At 61.2% G+C, this 21,595-nt stretch carries 19 protein-coding genes and 1 pseudogene; 13 read left to right on the top strand and 7 right to left on the bottom strand.

The window, feature by feature from the left end; genetic code table 11:
- Positions 1–138 precede the first annotated feature (138 nt).
- Complete coding sequence (locus BLW24_RS22855; protein WP_090387161.1) at positions 139–2,451, top strand: response regulator; 2,313 nt, start codon at positions 139–141, stop codon at positions 2,449–2,451.
- Here BLW24_RS22855 and BLW24_RS22860 read toward each other — a convergent pair.
- The 3 genes from BLW24_RS22860 to msrB form a co-directional block, all read right to left on the bottom strand.
- Entirely contained in the window at positions 2,427–2,906 is a 480-nt protein-coding gene (locus tag BLW24_RS22860; protein ID WP_090387163.1) for a MarR family winged helix-turn-helix transcriptional regulator, read from the bottom strand. The genes BLW24_RS22855 and BLW24_RS22860 overlap by 25 nt on opposite strands.
- Positions 2,903–3,388, bottom strand: a complete 486-nt coding sequence (locus tag BLW24_RS22865) for a glutathione peroxidase (protein ID WP_090387165.1) — start codon at positions 3,386–3,388, stop codon at positions 2,903–2,905. The genes BLW24_RS22860 and BLW24_RS22865 overlap by 4 nt, the downstream gene beginning before the upstream one ends.
- 110 nt (positions 3,389–3,498) lie before the next feature.
- Positions 3,499–3,894, bottom strand: a complete 396-nt coding sequence (gene msrB / locus BLW24_RS22870; RefSeq protein ID WP_090387167.1) for a peptide-methionine (R)-S-oxide reductase MsrB — start codon at positions 3,892–3,894, stop codon at positions 3,499–3,501.
- A 323-nt stretch (positions 3,895–4,217) separates the two neighbouring features.
- Here msrB and BLW24_RS22875 point away from each other — a divergent pair, with 323 nt between their 5' ends.
- The 4 genes from BLW24_RS22875 to htpX all read left to right on the top strand — a co-directional run bounded on the left by BLW24_RS22875 (position 4,218) and on the right by htpX (position 7,653).
- Positions 4,218–5,429, top strand: coding sequence for a pyridoxal phosphate-dependent aminotransferase (locus BLW24_RS22875; protein ID WP_090387169.1), 1,212 nt, complete (start codon positions 4,218–4,220; stop codon positions 5,427–5,429).
- Between the two features lie 12 nt (positions 5,430–5,441).
- Positions 5,442–6,188, top strand: a complete 747-nt coding sequence (locus BLW24_RS22880; RefSeq protein ID WP_090387171.1) for an SDR family NAD(P)-dependent oxidoreductase — start codon at positions 5,442–5,444, stop codon at positions 6,186–6,188.
- Positions 6,189–6,190: 2 nt separating this feature from the next.
- Complete coding sequence (locus tag BLW24_RS22885; protein ID WP_090387174.1) at positions 6,191–6,634, top strand: hypothetical protein; 444 nt, start codon at positions 6,191–6,193, stop codon at positions 6,632–6,634.
- 143 nt (positions 6,635–6,777) lie between these two features.
- The gene (gene htpX / locus BLW24_RS22890) at positions 6,778–7,653 is read left to right on the top strand and encodes a protease HtpX (RefSeq protein ID WP_090387176.1); all 876 of its coding nucleotides are present in this window, start codon (positions 6,778–6,780) and stop codon (positions 7,651–7,653) included.
- A gap of 53 nt (positions 7,654–7,706) precedes the next feature.
- Here htpX and BLW24_RS22895 read toward each other — a convergent pair.
- Positions 7,707–8,362 (bottom strand): annotated as a pseudogene (locus tag BLW24_RS22895) (thiopurine S-methyltransferase).
- Positions 8,363–8,533: 171 nt separating this feature from the next.
- On the opposite strand from BLW24_RS22895, the gene BLW24_RS22900 reads away from it, so the two are divergent.
- The gene (locus BLW24_RS22900) at positions 8,534–9,304 is read left to right on the top strand and encodes a DODA-type extradiol aromatic ring-opening family dioxygenase (RefSeq protein WP_090387178.1); all 771 of its coding nucleotides are present in this window, start codon (positions 8,534–8,536) and stop codon (positions 9,302–9,304) included.
- A 70-nt stretch (positions 9,305–9,374) separates the two neighbouring features.
- On the opposite strand, the gene BLW24_RS22905 is transcribed toward BLW24_RS22900, so the two are convergent.
- Complete coding sequence (locus BLW24_RS22905; RefSeq protein WP_090387181.1) at positions 9,375–11,057, bottom strand: DEAD/DEAH box helicase; 1,683 nt, start codon at positions 11,055–11,057, stop codon at positions 9,375–9,377.
- A gap of 374 nt (positions 11,058–11,431) precedes the next feature.
- Here BLW24_RS22905 and BLW24_RS22910 point away from each other — a divergent pair, with 374 nt between their 5' ends.
- On the top strand, positions 11,432–12,256 hold the full coding sequence (locus BLW24_RS22910) for a crotonase/enoyl-CoA hydratase family protein (protein ID WP_090387183.1): 825 nt from the start codon (positions 11,432–11,434) through the stop codon (positions 12,254–12,256).
- Between the two features lie 132 nt (positions 12,257–12,388).
- Here the strand turns inward: BLW24_RS22910 and BLW24_RS22915 are convergent, their stop codons facing one another.
- Positions 12,389–13,162, bottom strand: a complete 774-nt coding sequence (locus tag BLW24_RS22915) for a spermidine synthase (RefSeq protein WP_090387185.1) — start codon at positions 13,160–13,162, stop codon at positions 12,389–12,391.
- A gap of 163 nt (positions 13,163–13,325) precedes the next feature.
- Here BLW24_RS22915 and BLW24_RS22920 point away from each other — a divergent pair, with 163 nt between their 5' ends.
- Genes BLW24_RS22920 through BLW24_RS22940 form a run of 5 tightly spaced genes read left to right on the top strand, consistent with a single transcriptional unit; the run spans position 13,326 to position 18,829 of the window.
- On the top strand, positions 13,326–14,666 hold the full coding sequence (locus BLW24_RS22920; protein ID WP_090387189.1) for a flavin-containing monooxygenase: 1,341 nt from the start codon (positions 13,326–13,328) through the stop codon (positions 14,664–14,666).
- Positions 14,666–15,601, top strand: a complete 936-nt coding sequence (locus tag BLW24_RS22925; RefSeq protein WP_090387191.1) for a bile acid:sodium symporter family protein — start codon at positions 14,666–14,668, stop codon at positions 15,599–15,601. The genes BLW24_RS22920 and BLW24_RS22925 overlap by 1 nt, the downstream gene beginning before the upstream one ends.
- Positions 15,601–16,383, top strand: coding sequence for an SDR family NAD(P)-dependent oxidoreductase (locus BLW24_RS22930; protein ID WP_090387194.1), 783 nt, complete (start codon positions 15,601–15,603; stop codon positions 16,381–16,383). The genes BLW24_RS22925 and BLW24_RS22930 overlap by 1 nt, the downstream gene beginning before the upstream one ends.
- Positions 16,383–17,123: a sulfite exporter TauE/SafE family protein gene (locus tag BLW24_RS22935; protein ID WP_090387196.1), complete on the top strand. Its 741-nt coding sequence runs from the start codon at positions 16,383–16,385 to the stop codon at positions 17,121–17,123. The genes BLW24_RS22930 and BLW24_RS22935 overlap by 1 nt, the downstream gene beginning before the upstream one ends.
- A complete protein-coding gene (locus BLW24_RS22940) occupies positions 17,120–18,829 on the top strand; it encodes an N-acyl-D-amino-acid deacylase family protein (protein WP_090387198.1) in 1,710 nt (569 codons plus the stop codon). Before BLW24_RS22935 ends, BLW24_RS22940 begins: the two co-directional genes overlap by 4 nt.
- A gap of 135 nt (positions 18,830–18,964) precedes the next feature.
- Here the strand turns inward: BLW24_RS22940 and BLW24_RS22945 are convergent, their stop codons facing one another.
- Entirely contained in the window at positions 18,965–19,945 is a 981-nt protein-coding gene (locus tag BLW24_RS22945; protein WP_090375347.1) for an IS5 family transposase, read from the bottom strand.
- Positions 19,946–20,212: 267 nt separating this feature from the next.
- Here BLW24_RS22945 and BLW24_RS22950 point away from each other — a divergent pair, with 267 nt between their 5' ends.
- Positions 20,213–21,559, top strand: coding sequence for a class II 3-deoxy-7-phosphoheptulonate synthase (locus BLW24_RS22950; RefSeq protein WP_090387200.1), 1,347 nt, complete (start codon positions 20,213–20,215; stop codon positions 21,557–21,559).
- Positions 21,560–21,595: the final 36 nt, after the last annotated feature.

Raw genomic sequence — 21,595 nt, forward strand, 5'->3', positions numbered from 1 at the left:
AGGAAGTCTTCTTCAGAGTTTCCTTAAACGCGAATCCACAACACACTCCAGGGTTTTCGAGCCGTTCTGCCACTGCCGCCCAGCAAAACAGATGGGCTATGCTTGGCAAGCGACTCAACACGAGAACAACCGGCCCATATGGATATAGCGCTAACCCAACGCCTGTCATTCAAACAGGCCGGCCTGACCGTATTGGTAGCCTTTATCCTCGGCACGGCGCTCAGCTTGATACAAGTGGGCATCGATTATGCCAGCGAAGATGCCTCCATCAACCGCGAGATCAACGCACTGATGGAAATCAGCCACAACCCGGCTGCACGCATCGCCTACAACATCGACGCCGAACTGGCCCAGGAACTGGTGCTGGGGCTGCTGCGTTCTCCAGCGGTGATCAGCGCACAGATCATCGACAACAACCAGCTGACGCTGGCCAGCGTCAGTCGCCCGGCCATGGAAAGCCGCTACAGAGTCATTAGCGATTTTATGTTCGGCAAGCGCCGGCACTTCGAAACAGCCCTGTTCGTCAGTCACTCGCCCAATGAAGCCCTCGGCAAACTGAGCCTGGAAGTCGATACCTACGCCTTTGGTAGCCACTTCCTCAACCGCTCGCTACTGACCCTGCTGACCGGCTTCGCCCGCAGCCTGCTGCTGTCGCTGATCCTGCTGGTGCTGTTCTATTTCATGCTGACCAAACCGCTGACCGGCTTTATCCGCGCCCTAAGCGAGCGAGACCTGCGCAGCTCCAACAACGCCAAGCTGCCCTATCCGCCCAACCATGAACGCGACGAGATCGGCGTACTGGTCGATGTGACCAACCACCAGCTGAGCAGCATCGCCAGCGAGATCGAGCAGCGCCAGCAAGCCGAAGCCCGGCTGACCCGCTACCTAGCTGAACTGGAAGACATGGTCTCGGCTCGCACCGAGCAGTTGGAGGCCGCCAACAGCCGCCTGCTCGACTCAAACCGCGAGCTGGAACAAGCCAAACGCACGGCCCTGGATATGGCCCAGGCGCGCTCGGCCTTCCTCGCCAATATGAGCCACGAGATTCGCACCCCGCTCAACGGTCTGCTGGGCATGCTCGCGCTGTCGCTGGACGGGCCGCTGAATAACGAACAGCGGCAACAGCTGTCGATTGCCCACGATTCTGGCAAGGTGCTGGTCGAACTGCTCAACGACATTCTCGACCTGTCGAAATTTGAAGCTGGGCAGCTGGAACTGGAACAGATTCCCTTCGACCTCGGCAGCATGGTCGAAGACACCGCCAATCTGCTGTCACAAAACGCCGCGCCGGGCGTTGAACTGACCTGCCTGATCGACCCACTGCTACCCAACCAATTGCTCGGCGACCCGACGCGGGTCAGGCAGATCGTCAGCAATCTGCTGTCCAATGCCTTGAAGTTCACCCGCTTTGGCCGCGTTGATATCAGCGTAAGCTCCCAGGCCAGTGGCGTCAGGATCATTGTCCGCGACACCGGCATCGGTATTGCTGAAGATGCCCAGGCGCGGATTTTCCATCCGTTTGCCCAGGCCGGAGTTGGCATCACCCGGCAATTTGGCGGCACCGGCCTGGGTCTGACCCTGACGCGTCGCCTTTGCGAAGCCATGCACGGCCAGTTGAGCCTGGAAACACGGGAAGGCTTCGGCAGCACCTTCTGCGTCGACCTGCCGCTGCCTGGCCAGACCAGTACTAAGCAACTTCCCCTGTTACACGGGCGCGTTATCGGATTCAGTCCGGCCAGCTCGGGGCTAAGCGAACAGCTGGCAAGCCTGCTGCCGAGCTGGGGCCTGCAGTATCAGCACCTGGACGCCGATGCCGCGCTGGGCACGCTTGATGCCGACCTGCTGATCAGCGATTGCCCACAGCGCCTGAATGAGCTGCGCACACTCTGCAACCTGCCGATCCTGTTGGTCAGCGCCTACGGCAACTTTCTCAGCAGCGAGCAGGTGGAAAAACTCTCACCCATCGAACAACTGGCCCGACCGCTGTCACGCCAGGCGCTGCTGCAGGCCCTGCGCCACACCCTCGGTCAGGGGGAGGCGCACGCCGCCGAACAGCACAGCGAGCCGCAGCGCAACCGCCAGGCGCGCGTACTGCTGGTGGAAGACAACCCGGTCAATCAGCTGGTAGCCAAGGGCATGCTGGGCAAACTCGGCTGCGAGGTGCTGCTGGCCAATCATGGTGGCGAAGCCCTGACCCTGCTGGAAACCCAAGCTGTCGATCTGATTCTGATGGACTGCAATATGCCGGTCATGGATGGCTATGAAACCACCCGGCGGATTCGCCAGAAAGCAGAGTTCGCCGAGCTGCCGATCGTCGCCCTGACGGCCAACGCACTATCCGATGAGCGCGAGCGCTGCCGCGCTGCGGGAATGGACGACTACCTGGCCAAGCCCTTCCGCAAGGATGAGCTGGCGGCCCTGCTCGATCAGTGGTTAAGCGCCATAAACTGATCAAGTAGCACGCCCACCTGGCTACGCAACACGGCAACCTGATCAAGATCAACCCCGCGCTCACACAACAACTGGCTTTTCAGCGGCAGCACCTGTTCACGCAAGGCGCCGCCGGCTGGAGTCAGCGCCAGATGCACCTCACGCTCGTCACTGGCCGACCGCTTACGCTGCAACAAGCCTTGCAGCTCAAGGCGTTTGAGCAGCGGCGTCAGCGTGCCGGAATCCAGTAACAGGCGCTCGCCCAATGCCTTGACCGTCGGCAACGCCGGCGGTTGCGGTTGCTGCTGCCACTCCCACAGCACCAGCATGGCCAGATACTGCGGATAGGTCAGGCCGAGCTGATCGAGCATCGGCTTGTAGGCGCGGATCACCGCCCGTGAAGCGGCGTAGAGTTTGAAGCACAGCTGGTTATCCAGCTGTAGCCCCTCGTCCACGTGCAGGCTGGCCTGGATCATTTCAGCAGTGCTTCGATCTCTGCAGTCAGGTCTTCAGGCTTGGTGGTCGGGGCAAAGCGCTTGATCACCGTGCCGTCGGCACTCAGCAGAAACTTGGTGAAGTTCCACTTGATGCCCTGGCTACCGAGCAGGCCCGGCGCGCTCTTCTTCAGGTTGACGAACAGCGGGTGGGCATCGCTGCCGTTCACATCAACCTTCTTGAACAGCGGGAAGCTCACACCGAAGTTCAACTCGCAGAATTCGCTGATCGCTCCCTCATCGCCCGGCTCCTGCTTGCCAAACTGGTTGCAGGGGAAGCCCAGCACCACCAGACCTTGATCTTTGTACTGTTGCCAGACGTTTTCCAAGCCTTTGTACTGCGGAGTGAAACCGCACTTGCTGGCGGTGTTGACCACCAATACGGCCTTCCCACCGAAATCGGCCAGGGTCTTCTGCTCGCCCTTGATGGTGGTAACCGGAATATCGAAGAGTGCGTTGCTCATGCTGGTCGTCCTGATAAGTAAGAGTGGATGCAAGATAGCGAGCAATTAAATTGCATGCAATTTAATTAAAGCAAAATAAGGCCCGCTGATAGCGGGCCTGTGCAATGGCATTAAGCCTTAGGCACCAGCTTGAGCGATGCCGAGTTGATGCAATAACGCAGCCCCGTCGGCGCTGGCCCGTCGGGGAACACATGCCCAAGATGAGCATCACACTTGGCGCATTTGACTTCGATGCGGTGCATACCGTGATTGAAGTCATCCAGGCTACTGATAGCTTCACTGCTGACCGGCTGGAAGTAACTCGGCCAACCGCTGCCGGAGTCGTACTTGGCATCCGAGTCGAACAACTCAGCCTGGCAGCAGGCGCAGCGGTATATACCCGGTTCCTTGCTGTCGTGATACTGCCCGGTAAAAGCGCGTTCAGTGCCGCCCAGGCGGCAAACATGAAACTGCTCGTCGGAAAGCTCTTCGCGCCAGGCTTCCAGGGGTTTTTCCAGCTTGTCCATGGTCAGAATCCTCAATAAAAACGCCAAAAGCGATATTCAATATCACGTGACAACGACCTAAATGGAGCCACGAAGACGCACAGGTGGCGGCCATGGATGGCACAGCACAAAACGCCAGGAGCGCTTTTGCGCGCAGCCCCGAAGGGGTGAAGCACATGGATGTGCTGAGCACAAAAAAGCCCAACCAGTACCTTTGCCAAGGTCGGGCTGCCACGTATCATTCGACCCCAGTCTGTCACCGGCGTTACAACCTGCCAAGGCGCGTCATATCGCGACTGCTTACAGGGTAATTCAGCGACGTTTCTCCATTCGGGATCACTTACATGCAGTTCAGCAAATCGAACAAGCTCGCCAACGTCTGCTACGACATCCGCGGGCCGGTGCTCAAGCACGCCAAGCGCCTGGAAGAGGAAGGTCACCGCATCCTCAAGCTGAACATCGGCAACCCGGCACCGTTTGGTTTCGAAGCGCCTGAAGAGATTCTCCAGGACGTGATCCGCAATCTGCCCACCGCCCAGGGTTACAGCGACTCCAAGGGCCTGTTCAGCGCACGCAAGGCGGTGATGCAGTACTACCAGCAGAAGCAGGTGGAAGGCGTTGGCATCGAGGATATCTACCTGGGCAACGGCGTGTCCGAGCTGATCGTAATGGCCATGCAGGCGCTGCTCAATAACGGTGACGAAGTGCTGATCCCGGCACCGGATTACCCGCTGTGGACTGCAGCCGTGGCTTTGGCTGGCGGCAAGCCGGTGCATTACCTGTGCGACGAGCAGGCAGGCTGGTTCCCCGATATCGCCGACATGAAGGCCAAGATCACCCCGAACACCAAGGCGCTGGTGCTGATCAACCCGAACAACCCCACCGGTGCGGTGTATTCCAAAGAAGTGCTACTGGATATCGTCGAACTGGCCCGCCAGCACAACTTGGTGCTGTTCTCCGATGAGATCTACGACAAGATCCTCTACGACGAAGCCCAGCATATTTCTACAGCCTCGCTGGCACCAGATATGCTCTGCCTGACCTTCAACGGCCTGTCGAAGTCCTACCGCGTGGCCGGTTTCCGCTCCGGCTGGGTAGCGATTTCCGGGCCCAAGCACCGCGCACAGAGCTATATCGAAGGCATCGACATCCTCGCTAACATGCGCCTGTGCGCCAACGTGCCGAGCCAGCATGCAATCCAGACCGCACTCGGCGGCTACCAGAGCATCAATGATCTGGTGCTGCCGCAAGGCCGTCTGCTGGAGCAGCGCAATCGCACCTGGGAGTTGCTCAACGACATTCCAGGGGTCAGCTGCGTCAAGCCGATGGGCGCGCTGTATGCCTTCCCGAAGATCGACCCGAAAGTCTGCCCGATCCATAACGACGAGAAATTCGTCCTCGATCTGCTGCTCTCGGAAAAGCTGCTGATCGTCCAGGGCACCGCCTTCAACTGGCCGTGGCCAGATCACTTCCGCGTGGTCACCCTGCCGCGGGTGGATGAGCTGGAAATGGCCATCGGCCGCATCGGTAGCTTCCTCAAGACTTACCAACAGTAATCGGAGCAACCCATGAGCCAGGGCAAACGCTATCTGCTGACCGGAGCCAGTTCGGGCATCGGTGCTGCCCTGGCCCGCGAGTTGGCGGCCAAGGGTTACGACCTGGCGCTGGCCGCACGCCGCGAGGACAGCCTGCACCTGCTGGCCGCCGAGCTGCAGGCGCGCTTTCAGCGCAAGGTGGTGGTGTTGCCGCTGGATGTAACAGATTACGCGGCCTGTCAGGACGCCGTCGGCATGGCCGCCAATGCACTCGGCGGGCTCGACGGGATAATTGCCAATGCCGGTATTGGTCTCGCCGGTCAGGCCGGGACCGGACGCTTTGATCGCTACCGGCAAACGCTGGAAACCAACCTGCTAGGTGCCATCGCCTGCCTGGATGGGGCCACTCAGCTGTTCCTTGAACAGGGTCACGGCCACCTGGTAGCCATCGCCTCGGTGGCCGGCAAGCGCGGCCTACCCGCTTCTGCGGGTTATTCGGCCAGCAAAGCCGGACTGATCAGCTACATGGAGTCCCTGGAGCTGGAACTGTACCGCACCGCCCTGGATACCACCCTGATCCTGCCGGGCTACATCGACACACCGATCAATCAGGGCACCGGCCCGCGTCCTTTTCTGATCGACGTTGAACGCGGCGCCGCACTTATCGCCCGCCATATTGAAAAACGCAGTAGCAGCGCTTACGTCCCCGGCTGGCCCTGGGCATTGATTGGCCGCCTGCTGCCCTGGTTACCCACCACACTGATTGCCAGAGCGCTCTAAGCATGGACCTGCAGATCGACGACTTCTACAAGGATGCCGCCGCTGGCATGCTGACCCTGTACCAGGCGTTCCCCAGCAAAGTCGCGCTGTATGTCGAAGACCTGATCGGCCGCGAAGAGCCGGACGAGTTCGGCCTGCCCACGCCACGCCATCAAAGCTGCCTAGGCGCCCTGCTGTGGCTGGCCGAGGAAGGCTATATCCGCTTCGACTCGACCATCGGTTACGACGCCCTGGATCAAGCCGTACTCAGCGAAAAAGGCTTTCTGCGCCTGACTCGCGGTGTGCCCCACGCCCTGCGCGAGGGCGATGCCTTGCCGCCCAGCGTGCGCCGCGTACATGCGACCCTGGCCTTTCAGCTGCGCGAAGCACTGGGCCAGCGCCATGGCGAACGCGTCGCCCGCCTGCTGTTCGAATCCAGCCTGAACAGCGCAAACGACATAGTTTGAAATAGTCGCCAGGTTGAAGTGCCTGGGGGGCGCCCTTATATAGCCGTCATAACCAATAGTGGCCGTTGAAAACCAGGCGAAGCAGCCAACACAGGGTTTTCAGCGGCCTGATAGATCTTTCCCGTGAGGAGTCTCAATACACCATGATGCGCATTATGCTGTTCCTGGCCACCAACATTGCGGTGTTAATCATCGCCAGCATCACCCTGAAGTTGCTTGGGGTCGACCGCTTTACCGGCCAGAACTATGGCAGCCTGCTGGTTTTCTGCGCCGTGTTCGGTTTCGCCGGCTCGCTGATTTCGCTGCTGCTGTCCAAGTGGATGGCGAAGATGAGCACCAAAACCGAAATCATCACCCAGCCACGCACCCGTCATGAACAGTGGCTGCTGCAGACCGTGGAGGAGCTTTCCCGCGAAGCCGGGATCAAGATGCCGGAAGTGGGTATCTTCCCGGCCTATGAGTCCAACGCCTTCGCCACCGGCTGGAACAAGAACGATGCCCTGGTAGCTGTCAGCCAGGGCCTGCTGGAACGTTTCTCGCCTGATGAAGTGCGCGCCGTACTGGCCCACGAAATCGGCCACGTGGCCAACGGTGACATGGTCACCCTGGCACTGATCCAAGGCGTCGTGAACACCTTTGTGATGTTCTTCGCACGGATCTTCGGCAACTTCGTTGACCGCGTAATTCTGAAAAACGAAGGTGAGGGCCACGGTATCGGCTACATCGTGGCAACCATCTTCGCCGAGCTTGTTCTGGGCATCCTGGCCAGCATCATCGTTATGTGGTTCTCGCGTAAGCGCGAATTCAAGGCTGACGAAGCCGGTGCACGCCTGGCCGGCACTGGCGCGATGATCGCCGCCCTGCAACGCCTGCGCGCTGAACAGGAAGTGCCTGTGACCATGCCTAACAGCCTGACCGCCTTCGGCATCAACGGCGGCCTGAAAGGCGGCCTGGCTGGCCTGCTGATGACTCACCCGCCACTGGAAGTGCGTATCGAAGCCCTGCGTCAGCGCGGCTAAGTAGCAGAAGCAAAAAGGGCGACTCTTGAGTCGCCCTTTTTTGTGGCTGTGATTCAGTCTTTACGCAGCCGATAGACCCGCTCATCCAGGCGTTCAAGGCCGCGCTTGAGAAACTTCCAGTTGTCACCCAGCAATCACCGCACGCCAGCTCCTCGAGCTGCCAATCGGGCGTAAACAGCCGCTGCACCTCATCATCCGCAACGGCGAAGGGCGGGCCGTCCATCCGCGCCTGCTCATAGTCCAGACTCACCAGTACCCCCTGACAGCCGCTGGGTAGAAGTTGCATCAAATAGGCCACATAACGCGCGCGCATTTCTGGCGGCAATGCAATCAGTGCCGCACGATCATACAGCGCGGCGCAGCCGGCAAGCTGCTGCGCCGTCAGGGCAAAGAAATCACCGCAATAGATCTCTACAGCGCCAGCCCGATACAGCCTGAACGCACCGACTTCATTGACCTCCGGCTGCAGCTCGTGCTCGGCGAAGAAGTCCTCCACTGCACGCTGCGCCAGTTCAACACCGACGACTTGATAGCCCTGCCCCGCCAACCAGGCCAAATCCAGGCTCTTGCCACACAGCGGCACCAGCACCCGCGCGCCAATCGGCAAACCCAGCGCCGGCCAGTACTGCTGCAGATAGGGATTGACCTCAGGCAGATGAAAGCCGATCTCACTGCGTGCCCAACGCGCCTGCCAGAATTCTGCGTGCATATCGCCTCCAGTAGATAATCAGCCAAAGATCCTGCCGTAACACAGCCAATAAGGCCAAGGAATTCAGTCCGTATAAACCCATCTATTAAAACGATACAAACACCCAGACTTTTGCGCTTATATGCACAGATTGGCTGATGGAAAATGCAAGCAATCCATCAGGAGTCTGTCATGTCATTACCCAGCCTGTTTATCTCCCACGGCTCCCCCATGCTGGCCTTGCAACCCGGTGCCAGCGGTCCAGCCCTCGCCCGCTTAGCCAGCCAATTGCCCAAGCCACGCGCGATTGTGGTGGTTTCGGCGCACTGGGAAAGCCGCGAGTTGCAGGTAGGCAGTGCGGCACAACCGCGAACCTGGCATGACTTTGGCGGTTTTCCTGCCGAGCTCTACCAAGTGCAATACCCAGCGCCTGGCAACCCAACGCTGGCGGCGGAAATAATCCAACTGCTGGCCGCAGCCAACTTGCCAGCACAGCTCAACGCTGAGCGACCGCTGGATCACGGCGCCTGGGTACCGCTGTCGTTGATGTACCCGCAAGCCGATATACCCGTGGTGCAGGTCTCGCTACCTAGCCAGCAAGGCCCAGCCCTGCAACGCCAGGTCGGCCAGGCTCTGACCAACCTGCGCGCACAGGGCGTACTGTTGATCGGTTCCGGTAGCATCACCCACAACCTGGGCGAACTGAACTGGCAAGCCGGACCGGAACAGATCAAACCCTGGACCCAAGCCTTCCGTGACTGGGTGGTGAACACGCTGGCCGAGCCGAACAACGCCGCCCTCGACGATTACCGCCGGCAGGCCCCTTACGCCGAACGCAACCACCCCAGCGACGAACACCTGCTGCCACTGTTCTTTGCCGCAGGCGCTGGCGGGCAGTTCAGGGTCGAGCACAGCGGTTTCACGCTTGGCGCGCTAGGCATGGATATCTACAGCTTCACGTAAGCCATACGCCCAACACGTAACAGCAATAAAAAGCCCCGCACTAGGCGGGGCTTGTTTATTCAACGAAGAATCAATCTTCGCGATAACGACGCAGCTTCAGCGGTTTGCCACCGACGCGGGTGTCTTTCAGCTTGGCCAGCAGACGCTCCAGACCTTCTTCCGGCAGCTCAACCAGGCTGAAGCTTTCGCGTACCTGGATGCGGCCGATAGCTTCGCGAACCAGGCCGCCTTCGTTGAGGATGGCGCCGAGCAGGTTCTTCGCGGCAATACCATCACGCGCGCCCAGCGCGGTGCGGCAACGGGCACGGCCTTCGGCCAGCGGCACCGGAGCACGACGCTCACGGCTGCCTTCACGATCAGGACGCTCAGAACGGTCACCGCGCTCACTACGCTCACGCGGGCCACTGCTACCAGGAACCAGTGGCTGGTCACGTTCAACTTCAGCCAGGGTCAGCGCTTGGCCATTGGTGGCCTTGCGCAGCAGGGCTGCGGCCAGAGCACGCGGACTGCAACCAATGTCAGCAGTCAGACGATCGAGCAGATCACCGTGGCTGGCTTCGGCATCAGCCACCAGCGGCGCCAGGCTGTTGGTGAGCTTCTTGATGCGCGCGTCCATCACTTGCTGAGCGTTCGGCAACTTGACCTCGCCAACCTTCTGCCCGGTTACACGCTCAATCACCTGCAGCATGCGGCGCTCACGCGGCGTTACCAGCAGCAGCGCGCGACCGGTACGGCCAGCACGGCCAGTACGGCCGATACGGTGTACGTAGGATTCAGGGTCATACGGCATATCCACGTTCATCACGTGGGTGATACGCGGCACGTCGAGGCCGCGAGCAGCAACGTCGGTGGCGATCACGATGTCCAGACGGCCATCTTTCAGCGAGTCGATCACCCGCTCACGCTGGTTCTGCGCGATGTCGCCGTTCAGAGCAGCGGCCTTGTAGCCCTTGGCTTCCAGCGCGGCGGCCAGGTCCAGGGTGGCTTGCTTGGTACGCACGAAACCGATCAGCGCATCGAACTCTTCAACTTCCAGCAGACGCAGGACGGCGGCGTGCTTCTGGTCAGCGTGAACCATCAGGTGCGCCTGCTCGATGGCAGTCACAGTCTGGGTTTTCGAGGCGATCTTGATGTGTTGCGGCTCGCGCAGGTGTTTCTCTGCGATGGCGCGGATCGAGTGCGGCAGGGTCGCGGAGAACAGCACGCTCTGACGGCTGGCCGGCATGGCTTCGAAGATCACTTCGAGGTCATCCATAAAGCCCAGCTTGAGCATTTCGTCGGCTTCGTCGAGCACCAGATACTGGATAGTCGACAGCACTTTCTCGTCGCGACGCAGGTGGTCAACCAGACGGCCCGGAGTGGCGACGATAACTTGCGCGCCCTGGCGGATGGCTTTCAGCTGCGGGCCCATCGGCGCGCCGCCGTAAACGGCCACTACGTTGAGGCCAGGCATCTGCTTGGAATAGGTTTCAAAGGCGGTGGCCACTTGCAGGGCCAGCTCACGGGTCGGCGCGAGGATCAGCGCCTGCGGCTCGCGCTTGGCCGGGTCGATCTTCGACAGGATCGGCAGAGCGAAGGCGGCGGTCTTGCCGGTGCCGGTCTGCGCCTGACCGATCATGTCCTGACCGGACAGGATCACAGGAATGGCCTGCGCCTGAATCGGCGACGGCTCTTCGTAACCAACAGCGGTCAGTGCAGCGAGAATATTGGAATTGAGTCCGAGTGCGGCGAAGCCGCCGGTTTCCTGGGTCATGGGTCTGCCTCTAGTGCATCCGCAAAGACCCATGTTCCAAAGCTGCGCATGCCGTGTAAGACCCGAAGGTCACCCTGGCAGCTCTGTAGGCGGGGATTTGCGAAAACATGGTGATAAATGAATCGTCAAGGATAGCCCGCTTTGCGGACTGGCTGCCGAAGTCAAGCTTCGGGCGATTTGCACTACCTGAACGTGGCCAAAAATTGACCGGCGCGCACTATACCGGAAAACCTGGCCGATGTGCCTGATTTTCTCTAAATAAGCCACAAATAGAGCCTGTGCCGTGCCGAATGGTCATCCTCTGGTAGCCTGCAAATGGCACGCTGCAGTAGCACAGCGCACACTTTCATAACCTGCCACAAGGACTCACCGCCATGACCCAAAGCACCAGCGGCCGCGTCAGCCGTGAAAAACGCGGCCAGATCATGTTGATCGGCCTGGACCGAGCGAGCAAACGCAACGCTTTCGACATGCCCATGCTTGATGACATGTGCCTGGCCTATGGTGAGTTCGAACGCGACAGCGAGGCGCGGGTGGCACTGGTATTTGCCCATGGTGAACACTTTACCGCTGGCTTGGACCTGGCCAATGTGGCGGCGCAGTTCGCCGCCGGCTGGAAGATACCTGAAGGCGGTTGCGATCCCTGGGGCGTGTTCGGCGGGCCACGGGTGAGCAAACCGGTGATCGTCGCCGCGCAAGGCTACTGCTACACCATTGGCATCGAGCTGATGCTCGCCTCGGATATCAACCTGTGCGCCAGCAATACCCGTTTCGCCCAGATGGAAGTGCAGCGCGGCATCTTCCCCTTCGGCGGTGCCACTTTGCGCATGCATCAGACCGCTGGCTGGGGCAACGCCATGCGTTGGCTGCTGACGGGCGATGAGTTCGATGCTCACGAAGCCTATCGCCTGGGCTTTATCCAGCAGGTGGTGGCCAGTGAAGAACTGCTGCCCAAGGCGCTGTGGCTCGCCGAACGCATTGCCGCACAGGCCCCGCTGGGTGTGCAGGCAACCCTGGCCTCAGCACGTCAGGCCGTGGTCGAAGGCCCGGCTGCCGCAGCCGCAAACCTGCACCCCACCGTTACCCGTCTGATGGCCAGTGAAGATGCGCAGGAAGGTGTGCGAGCGATGCTGGAACGTCGCCCAGGTGATTTGCAAAGGACGCTGAGTTTCATAATCCGCGAGCTGTTAAGAACCTGATTTACGGTATTGCGAGCTAGGGTCATGCAAGGCAAAAGCAGGCGAGGAAGCGGAGTTTACTGGCGTAAATGAGCATTCCGAGCCTGCTTTTAACGCAGCAGGGCCGACGCGCAGCAGACCGAAAACAGGTTCTCAGGTCGCCGGCCGCACTGCTTTGATCAACGATTCCAGCGAATAACCGAACTGCGGCGCCAATAGCGCATCACGGCGGCGCAGTTCGTCGAAGTCGATTTCCTGCTCCAGATCCGCCGGCACCAGCAACACCACATTGCCCTCCTTCACCGGGCACTCCCAGTAATGCCGATGGTAGAGACCGCGCAGCAGCGGCGCGCCAAGCGGCTTGCCGTCGTTGCCGGCCCACTGGTTGATGATCAGCCAGCCGCCGAGATTGAGCTGCTTCTGGCAGTTTTCCAGAAAGCGCCAGGCCAGATGCCCAGTCGCCGGACCGTGATCGGTATACAGGTCGACAAACAGCAGGTCGGTCTTTTCCGCGCTTTCCAGCAGTTCCAGCGCATCGCCGATACGGATGGTCAGGCGCGGATCATCGGTGAGCCCCATATGTTCCATGGCCAGACGAGGCACATCGGCGCGCAGCTCGATCACCTCGACATCATCCAGCGGCAGAAACTTCAGGCAGGCCTGGGTCAGGTTGCCGGCACCAAGGCCGAGAAACAGCGCGCTTTCCGGCTGCTCGTGGCACAGCGCGCCAAGCAGCATGGCGCGGGTGTAGTCGTATTCCAGCCAGCTGGGGTCCGGCATATAGACGCAGCTCTGCTCAATCGCCTCACCAAATTCGAGAAAGCGGTACGCGCCCATTTCGACCACCTGAATCACCCCGAAAGCATCGTGCACTTCGGCGATCAGCAGCGGATCCGGCATCTGCCCAACCGGAGGTAAACCTGGCATCCCGCACACTCCACCGTGACATCCCCGACCATTTCGGCCAGAGGAAAGGCGCTAATTGTCATTGAGGCACCCTCCCCCGGTCACGCGATAATTTGCCGCAGTCGGGGGCGCCGAGTTTATCGTTCTGCGACTACAACAATAAAAACGATTATCGAGGTTTACCATGTACGCCATTATCGGTGCCGGCCCCATGGGGCTGTGTACAGCACGTCAGCTGCACAAGCACGGTATCGACTTTGTCGGTTTCGAACTGCACGCGGATGTCGGCGGCCTGTGGGACATCGATAATCCGCACAGCACCATGTACGACTCAGCGCACCTGATTTCCTCCAAGGGCACCACCCAGTTCAGCGAATTCCCGATGCGCGCCGAGGTGGCCCCTTACCCGCATCACAGTGAGATGCGCCATTACTTCCGCGACTACGCCAAGCACTTCGGCCTGTATACGCACTACCAATTCAATACCCGCGTGGTGGAAATTCAGCGCCTGGACAAGGGCTGGAAGCTGATCAGCGAACACAACGGCGTACAGCGTGAATGGCTGTTCGACGGCGTACTGATGGCCAACGGCACCCTGCATACGCCTAACCAGCCAGCACTGCCTGGCACGTTTACCGGCGAGCGGATGCACTCCAGCGACTACCGCTCGGCAGCGATGTTCGACGGCAAGCGCGTACTGGTGATCGGCTGCGGCAACTCGGCCTGCGATATCGCCGTGGATGCTGTGCATCGCGCCGCCTCGGTGGACCTGTCGGTGCGCCGTGGCTATTACTTTCTGCCCAAGTTCACCCTGGGCCGCCCGACCGACACCCTCGGCGGTGCGATCAAACTGCCGCGCCCGCTCAAACAATTTCTCGACGGCCTGCTAGTGCGCGCGCTGGTCGGCAAGCCGTCGCAGTACGGCCTGCCCGACCCGGATTACAAACTCTACGAATCACACCCGGTGATGAACTCCCTGGTGCTGCATTACCTCGGCCATGGCGATATCAAGGCGCGCCGCGATGTGGCCAAGGTGGAAGAGAAACTCGTCACCTTTAGCGATGGCGAGCAGGCCGAGTACGACCTGATTCTGCAAGGCACCGGCTACAAGCTCGACTACCCCTTTATCGACCGCGCGCACCTTAACTGGCCAAGCAATGCCGGGGCGCCGCAGCTCTACCTCAACGTGTTCCACCCCGAGTACGACGACTTGTTTATGTTGGGCATGGTCGAAGCCTCGGGCCTCGGCTGGCAGGGCCGCGACGAGCAGGCCGAGCTGGTGGCGCTGTATATCAAGGGCCTGCAAGCCGGTAGCCAGGCGGCCAAAGACTTCCAGGCGCTCAAACGCGAACGCGCCGGCATACGCCTGGACGGCGGCTACCAGTACCTGCAACTGGAGCGCATGGCCTACTACGTGCACAAGGACAGCTATCGTCAGAGCATCGCGCAGCACAGCAATAGCCTGCGCGCCGGTTTGGCTGCGCGGCCCGCTGTCGCCAGCCGTCCTGCCGAAGGAAGCCTGTGATGGAACCGGTAAATATCCAGTTCGACCCCAGCAGCCTGGTGCTGATCAATATCATCCTTGCGGTGATGATGTTCGGCGTCTCGCTGGATCTGCGCCTGGATGACTTCAAGCGCATCGTTCGCGAGCCCAAGGCACCGGTCATTGGTCTGCTCGCGCAGTTCGTTCTGCTGCCAGCGCTGACCTGCCTGGCCTGCTGGGCGCTGCGCATCGAGCCGATGCTGGCCCTAGGCATGATGCTGGTGGCGGCCTGCCCCGGCGGCAGCTTCTCCAACATCATGACCTGGATGGCCCGTGGTAACGTCGCGGTCTCGGTGAGCATGACGGCGGTATCCAGCCTCGCTGCCAGCGTGCTGACACCACTGAATTTCGGCTTCTACGCCTGGCTCAATCCGCTGACCCGGCCCCTGCTGACGCAGATCGCCATGGAGCCGGTCAGCCTGTTGCTGTTGGTGCTGCTGGTGCTCGGCCTGCCACTGATCGCCGGCATGTGGGTTGGCCGGCGCTTTCCCGGCCTGTCACTCAAGGTGGAAAAGCCGCTACGCGTCTTTGCCCTGCTGGTGATGCTGGCCTTCGTCACCCTGGCCTTCAGCCGCAATTTCGACCAGTTCATTACGCATTTCCATCTGTTCTTCTGGTTGGTGGTGGCGCACAACGCCCTGGCATTGGCGGTGGGCTACGGGTGCGCGCGGCTATCCGGGCTGCCGGCAGCAGATCGCCGGGCGATTACCCTGGAAGTCGGTATTCAGAACTCTGCCCTGGGCCTGGTGATCATCTTCACCTTCTTCCCACAGGCCAGCAGCATGTTGCTGATCGCCGCGTTCTGGGGCTGCTGGCACCTGGTCAGCGGCCTGACCCTGGCCTTTATCTGGTCCCGTCAGCCACCTGCTGGCTTGCCGCTCACACCTGCGGCTCTGGTCAGCGCTGGAGAAAAATAATGCACACCATCTTGATCACCGGGGCCGCCAGCGGCCTCGGCTGGGAGCTTGCGCGCGCCTATCACGGCCAAGGCTGCAACCTGCTGCTCACCGACATCAATGCAGCCGGCCTGAGCACGCGGGTAAATGAACTGGGCGCCGAACGGGTAATCGGCCTGCCCGGTGATATCACCGACCCGCACCTGCATCAGCAATTACTGCAGGCCTGCAGCGAGCGTTTCGGCCGCCTCGACGTGCTGATCAACAACGCCGGCATCACCCACCGCTCGCCCACCCTGCACACCGACCCCGCCGTGTTTCGCAAGGTCATGGCCGTCGATTACCAGGCGCCCGTGGAACTGCCCCTGAGCGCCTTACCACTTTTGCGCCGGAGCCGTGGCCAGGTCATCGCCATTGGTTCCATGGCCGGCTGGATGCCGGTGCTCGGCCGCGCCGGCTATTGCGCGGCGAAAAGCGCTTTGGGCCAGTTCTTCGAAGTACTGCGCGCAGAAATCGCCCGCGACGGCATCAAGATGCTGCTGGTCTACCCAAGCTTTCTCGACACGCCCATCGAACAGAATGCCCTCGGTGGCGACGGCAAGCAGGCGCAACACGGCCGCTCGACCATCGGCCAGATACGCGGCGCCGACTGGATGGCCGCGCAGATTCTCCAGGCCCAAGTGCAAGGCCGCGAACGCCTGTTCCCCGACCGTGGCAGCTGGCTGGCCAGCCTGCTCTGGCGCATCGCCCCCGGTTTCTACTACCGCAAGATGAGCGCGCGCTTCGCCGGGGAGATGGGCTGATGGAGATTGTCTGGCTGGCCCTGGCCGGTTTTATCCTGCTGGCGTACACCCTGGAGGCGATCACCGGTTTCGGCAGCATCGTGATTGCCCTGTCACTGGGCGCCTTGCTGCTGCCCATTGACCAGCTGCTGCCAGTGCTGGTGCCGCTGAATATCTGCATGACCGGTTACCTGGTCTGGCGACATCGGCAGATGATCGACCGGCGCCTGCTGCTGGGCATGATCCTGCCGGGCATGGTCGTCGGCACCCTGCTCGGTTATGCCCTGCTGCCCTTCCTCGATGCGGCCCTGGCCAAGCGCCTGTTTGGCGCACTGGTGCTGTGGTTTGCCGCTCGCGAACTGTGGCGCCTGCGTCACGCAGCCGTGCAACCCGTGCACCCCCTGTGGCTCAGCCGCCTGCTCAGCCTGTGCGCTGGCGTCAGCCATGGCCTGTTTGCCTCCGGGGGGCCGCTGCTGGTGTTCGCCCTGGCCGGTACGCAACTGGACAAGGCGCGCCTGCGCGCCACCCTGGTCACGGTGTGGTTCACCCTCAACAGCCTGCTGACCCTGGCCTTTCTGCTCGACGGCCGCCTACTCCCTGCGCTGCCGCAAGTCGCCAGCTACGCGCCTCTGCTGCTGATCGGCGTGTGGCTGGGTGAGCGCCTGCACCAGCGCTTCAACGAACAGCATTTCCGCATTGCCATCTACCTGTTGCTGCTGGTCACCGGCGGCCTGCTGCTCGCGCCCTGGAGTCTGCTATGAGCTTTGACATCATCATCAAGAATGGTCTGTATTTCGATGGAACAGGCACACCCGGTGCGCGGCGGCATATCGGCATCAAGGACGGACGTATCGATGTGCTCAGCCTCAGCCCCCTGGATGAAAGTGGCTGCCCCGAGGTGCTGGATGCCGCTGGCAAGTGGGTAACGCCAGGCTTTCTGGAAATCCACTCGCACTACGACGCCGAAGTGATCGCCGCACCCGCATTGAAGGAATCGGTGCGCCATGGCGTCACCAGCGTGACCATCGGCTCCTGCTCGATCAGTATGGTGCTGGCTGATGCAGAGGACTGCTCGGACCTGTTCACCCGCGTCGAGGCGGTGCCGCGCGAATACGTGCTGCCGATCCTGCAGGAGAAGAAGACCTGGCGCGACGCCGCCGGCTACCGCGCCTTCTACGACCAGCAGCCGCTGGGACCGAACGTCAGCTCCTTCCTCGGCCACTCCGAACTGCGCGTGGCGGTGATGGGACTGGAACGGGCCACGAGCAAGATCAAACCGACTGAAGCCGAGTTGCAGCGCATGGAACAGCTGCTGGAAGAGGCGCTGGACGCCGGCTGCATTGGCCTGTCGGTGATGACCACCAAGCTGGACAAGATGGACGGCGACCGCGCCTGGTCCAGCCCGCGGCCCTCGACCTTTGCCAGCTGGACCGAGTTCTCCCGCCTGTTTGCGGTGCTGCGCCGGCGTGGTGCGGTGCTGCAGGGCGCGCCGGACGCGGTGACCAAGGTCAACGTGTTCGCCTTCCTCTACCAGGCCCACGGCTGGTTTAGAAAGCCGCTGAAGTGCTCGATGCTCACCGCGCTGGACCTGAAATCTCAGCCGCTGCTGCACCGTTTCACCCGCCTCTCCGGCTGGCTGGCCAACCGCGTGCTGCGCGGCCATTTCCGCTGGCAGACCCTGCCCGCGCCCTTCACCCTGCGCCTGGAAGGGCTGAACGTGAACGCGTTTGAAGAGTTCGGCGCGGGCGAGATTCTGCGCAATATCAAGGACCCGGACGAGCTGTACGCCAAGGTGCTGGAGCCGGAGTTCCGTGCCCTGTTCAAGAAGCAGGTCAAGGCCGTGCTGACCAAGGGTTTGTGGCACCGCGACTTCTCCGACTGCTGGGTGACCGAATGCCCGGACGCCAGTCTAATCGGCAAGAACTTCAAGCAGCTCGGCGCCGCCTGCGGCCTGGACCCGGTGGACGCCTACTTCGAGCTGGCCTGCCAGTACCGCGAGGCGCTGAAGTGGAGCACCTGCTACGGCAACCAGCGCGAGGCGGTGATGCACAAGCTGCTGGCCAGCCCCTGGACCCAGCCGGGATTCGCCGACTCGGGCGCACACCTGCGCTCCATCGCTCAGTACAACTTCCCGCTGCGCTTCCTTAAATACGTGCGTGACGCCGAACTGGCCGGCACGCCGTTTATGGACATGGGTCGCGCTATCAATCGCCTGAGTGGCGAGCTGGCGGACTTTATCGGGGTGGACGCCGGCACTATCCGTGTTGGCGACCGTGCTGATGTGGTGATCGTCAACCCGGCCGGGCTGACCGATGAGCTGGACGAGATACATGAGGCGCGGATGGAGGTGCTCGGCCTGGAGCGGGTGGTCAAACGCAATGACGCGGCGGTCGACGCCACCCGGATCAACGGCCGTATCGCCTACCGTCGCGGCAGCGAGTTCCCGCAAGAGCTAGGGATCCTCTGAAGTAGCCATGCATTTCTGGCTGACGTCAGCCTCTGCTGATTTCGAAAGTGATAAATCGATCAAAAACGATCAGATTACCGGCTCATTTCTGTGTTTTTAGCCGCCGCGAGCACCTCGCGGCAGCCATTTCCAGCATTACGGGCGCACCTCTCCTGCATTCGTCAGTAAATGTCGGCGCGCCATCCACAGATTTGACAGCGCGAATAAAGTCACCAGTTGCGCCGTGTTTTTGACCAGGCCACGGAAGCGCGTCTTCACATAACCGAACTGACGCTTGATCACCCGAAACGGATGCTCGACCTTGGCTCGCACTTGGGCCTTGGCCTTCTCGATTTTGCGCTTGGCTTTGTACAGCGCGCTGCGCTTACCGAGTTTCTTGTAAGTGCTACGCCGTGCTGCAACCTGCCAGATCACTTGACGGCCCTCATGCTCGGGGCGCTTCTCGACACCGGTATATCCGGCATCGGCCCCCACCATGTTTTCCTCGCCGTGCAGCAGCTTATCGACCTGGGTGACATCCGCCACGTTGGCGGCAGTACCCACCACGCTGTGCACCAAGCCAGACTCGTCATCCACCCCGATGTGCGCCTTCATGCCGAAGTAATACTGATTGCCTTTCTTGGTTGAGTGCATCTCAGGGTCACGCTTACCGTTCTTGTTCTTGGTTGAACTCGGCGCGTTGATCAGCGTGGCATCGACGATGGTGCCTTGGCGCAGCGACAAACCACGGTCACCCAGGTAGCCATTGATCACGGCCAGGATGCCGGCAGCCAGTTCGTGTGTTTCCAGCAAGCGGCGGAAGTTGAGGATGGTGGTTTCGTCAGGAATGCGCTCCAGAGTCAGCCCGGCAAACTGGCGTAGGATGGTGGTCTCGTACAGCGCCTCTTCCATCGCCGGATCGCTGTAACCGAACCAGTTTTGCATCAGATGCACTCGCAGCATCGCCATCAGCGGATAGGACGGTCGGCCGCCTTCACCCTTTGGATAATGCGGCTCGATCAAAGCGATCAACCCTTTCCATGGCACTACCCGATCCATCTCGATCAGGAACAATTCTTTGCGGGTCTGCTTGCGCTTGCCGGCATACTCGGCGTCGGCGAAGGTCATCTGCTTCATCGGAAAACTCGGCGGGTGGAGTGCGGATATTTTGCCAAAATCAGGAAGTCTTTTTCAGACCATCCCTAGGCAAGCTGCAGGGCTTTGGCTGCTTTCTGCCGGGGCGTGACGTATTGCCACGCACGGCAACCACCAACGGCTTCAGGCCTGTCACTACCTGAGCCGCACGTCACCATGCAGCGGCTCTATCGCGCCTATCGGCTTGAAGCGTCCGGCTTATCGGTTACCATGCCCGTCCGCCTAAATTGACTGAAGCCGAGAGCCGCAATGTCGCAACCCTGGAGCCCTGAAAGCTGGAGAGCCAAGCCGATCCAGCAACAACCGCAATACCCGAACGCCGCGCAACTGGCCCAGGTCGAGCAGACCCTGGCCGGCTATCCGCCGCTGGTGTTTGCCGGCGAAGCCCGCGAACTGCGCCGTCAGTTTGCCGAGGTCACCCAAGGTCGCGCCTTCTTGCTGCAGGGCGGCGATTGCGCCGAGAGCTTTGCCGAGTTCAGCGCGGCGAAAATCCGCGACACCTTCAAGGTGTTGCTGCAGATGGCCATCGTTATGACCTTCGCCGCCGGTTGCCCGGTGGTCAAAGTCGGGCGCATGGCCGGCCAGTTCGCCAAGCCGCGCTCGGCCAACGATGAAACCATCGACGGCGTGACCCTGCCCGCCTACCGCGGCGATATTGTCAACGGCATCGGCTTCGACGCCGCCAACCGCGTACCGGACCCGGAGCGCCTGCTGCAGGCCTACCACCAGTCCACCGCGTCGTTGAATCTGCTGCGCGCCTTTGCCCAGGGCGGCTTCGCCGACCTGCATCAGGTGCACCAGTGGAACCTCGACTTTATCGCCAACTCGGCACTCGGCGAGAAGTACAGCCAACTGGCCGATCGCATCGACGAAACCCTGGCCTTTATGCGCGCCTGCGGCATGGACGGCGCGGCGCAAGTGCGCGAAACCAGCTTCTTCACCGCTCACGAAGCGCTGCTGCTGAACTACGAGCAAGCCTTTGTGCGCAAGGACAGCCTCACCGGCGGCTGGTACGACTGCTCGGCGCATATGCTGTGGATCGGCGACCGCACCCGTCAGCTGGACGGCGCGCATGTCGAGTTCCTGCGCGGCGTCGGCAACCCGATTGGGGTAAAAGTCGGCCCAAGCATGGACAGCGAAGAGCTGATCCGCCTGATCGATATCCTCAACCCGGACAACGATCCCGGCCGTCTCAACCTGATCGTGCGCATGGGCGCAGACAAAGTCGAAGCCGGCCTGCCGCGCCTGATCCAGACCGTGCAGCGTGAAGGCCGCCAGGTGCTGTGGAGCAGTGACCCGATGCACGGCAACACCATCAAGGCCTCAAGCGGCTACAAGACCCGCGACTTTGCGCAGATTCTTGCCGAAGTGAAGCAATTCTTCGCCGTGCACCAGGCCGAGGGCAGCTATGCCGGGGGTATCCATATCGAGATGACCGGGCAGAACGTCACCGAGTGCATTGGCGGCGCGCGACCGATCACCGAAGACGGCCTGTCGGATCGCTACCACACCCACTGCGACCCACGGATGAACGCCGACCAGTCGCTGGAGCTGGCCTTCCTGATCGCCGAAACCCTCAAGCAGGTACGCCGCTAACGGCGGCTGCTCGCCCCGCTGCTACGCTGCAAAAGG

This window comes from Pseudomonas anguilliseptica (assembly GCF_900105355.1).
Taxonomy (GTDB): Bacteria; Pseudomonadota; Gammaproteobacteria; order Pseudomonadales; family Pseudomonadaceae; genus Aquipseudomonas; species Aquipseudomonas anguilliseptica.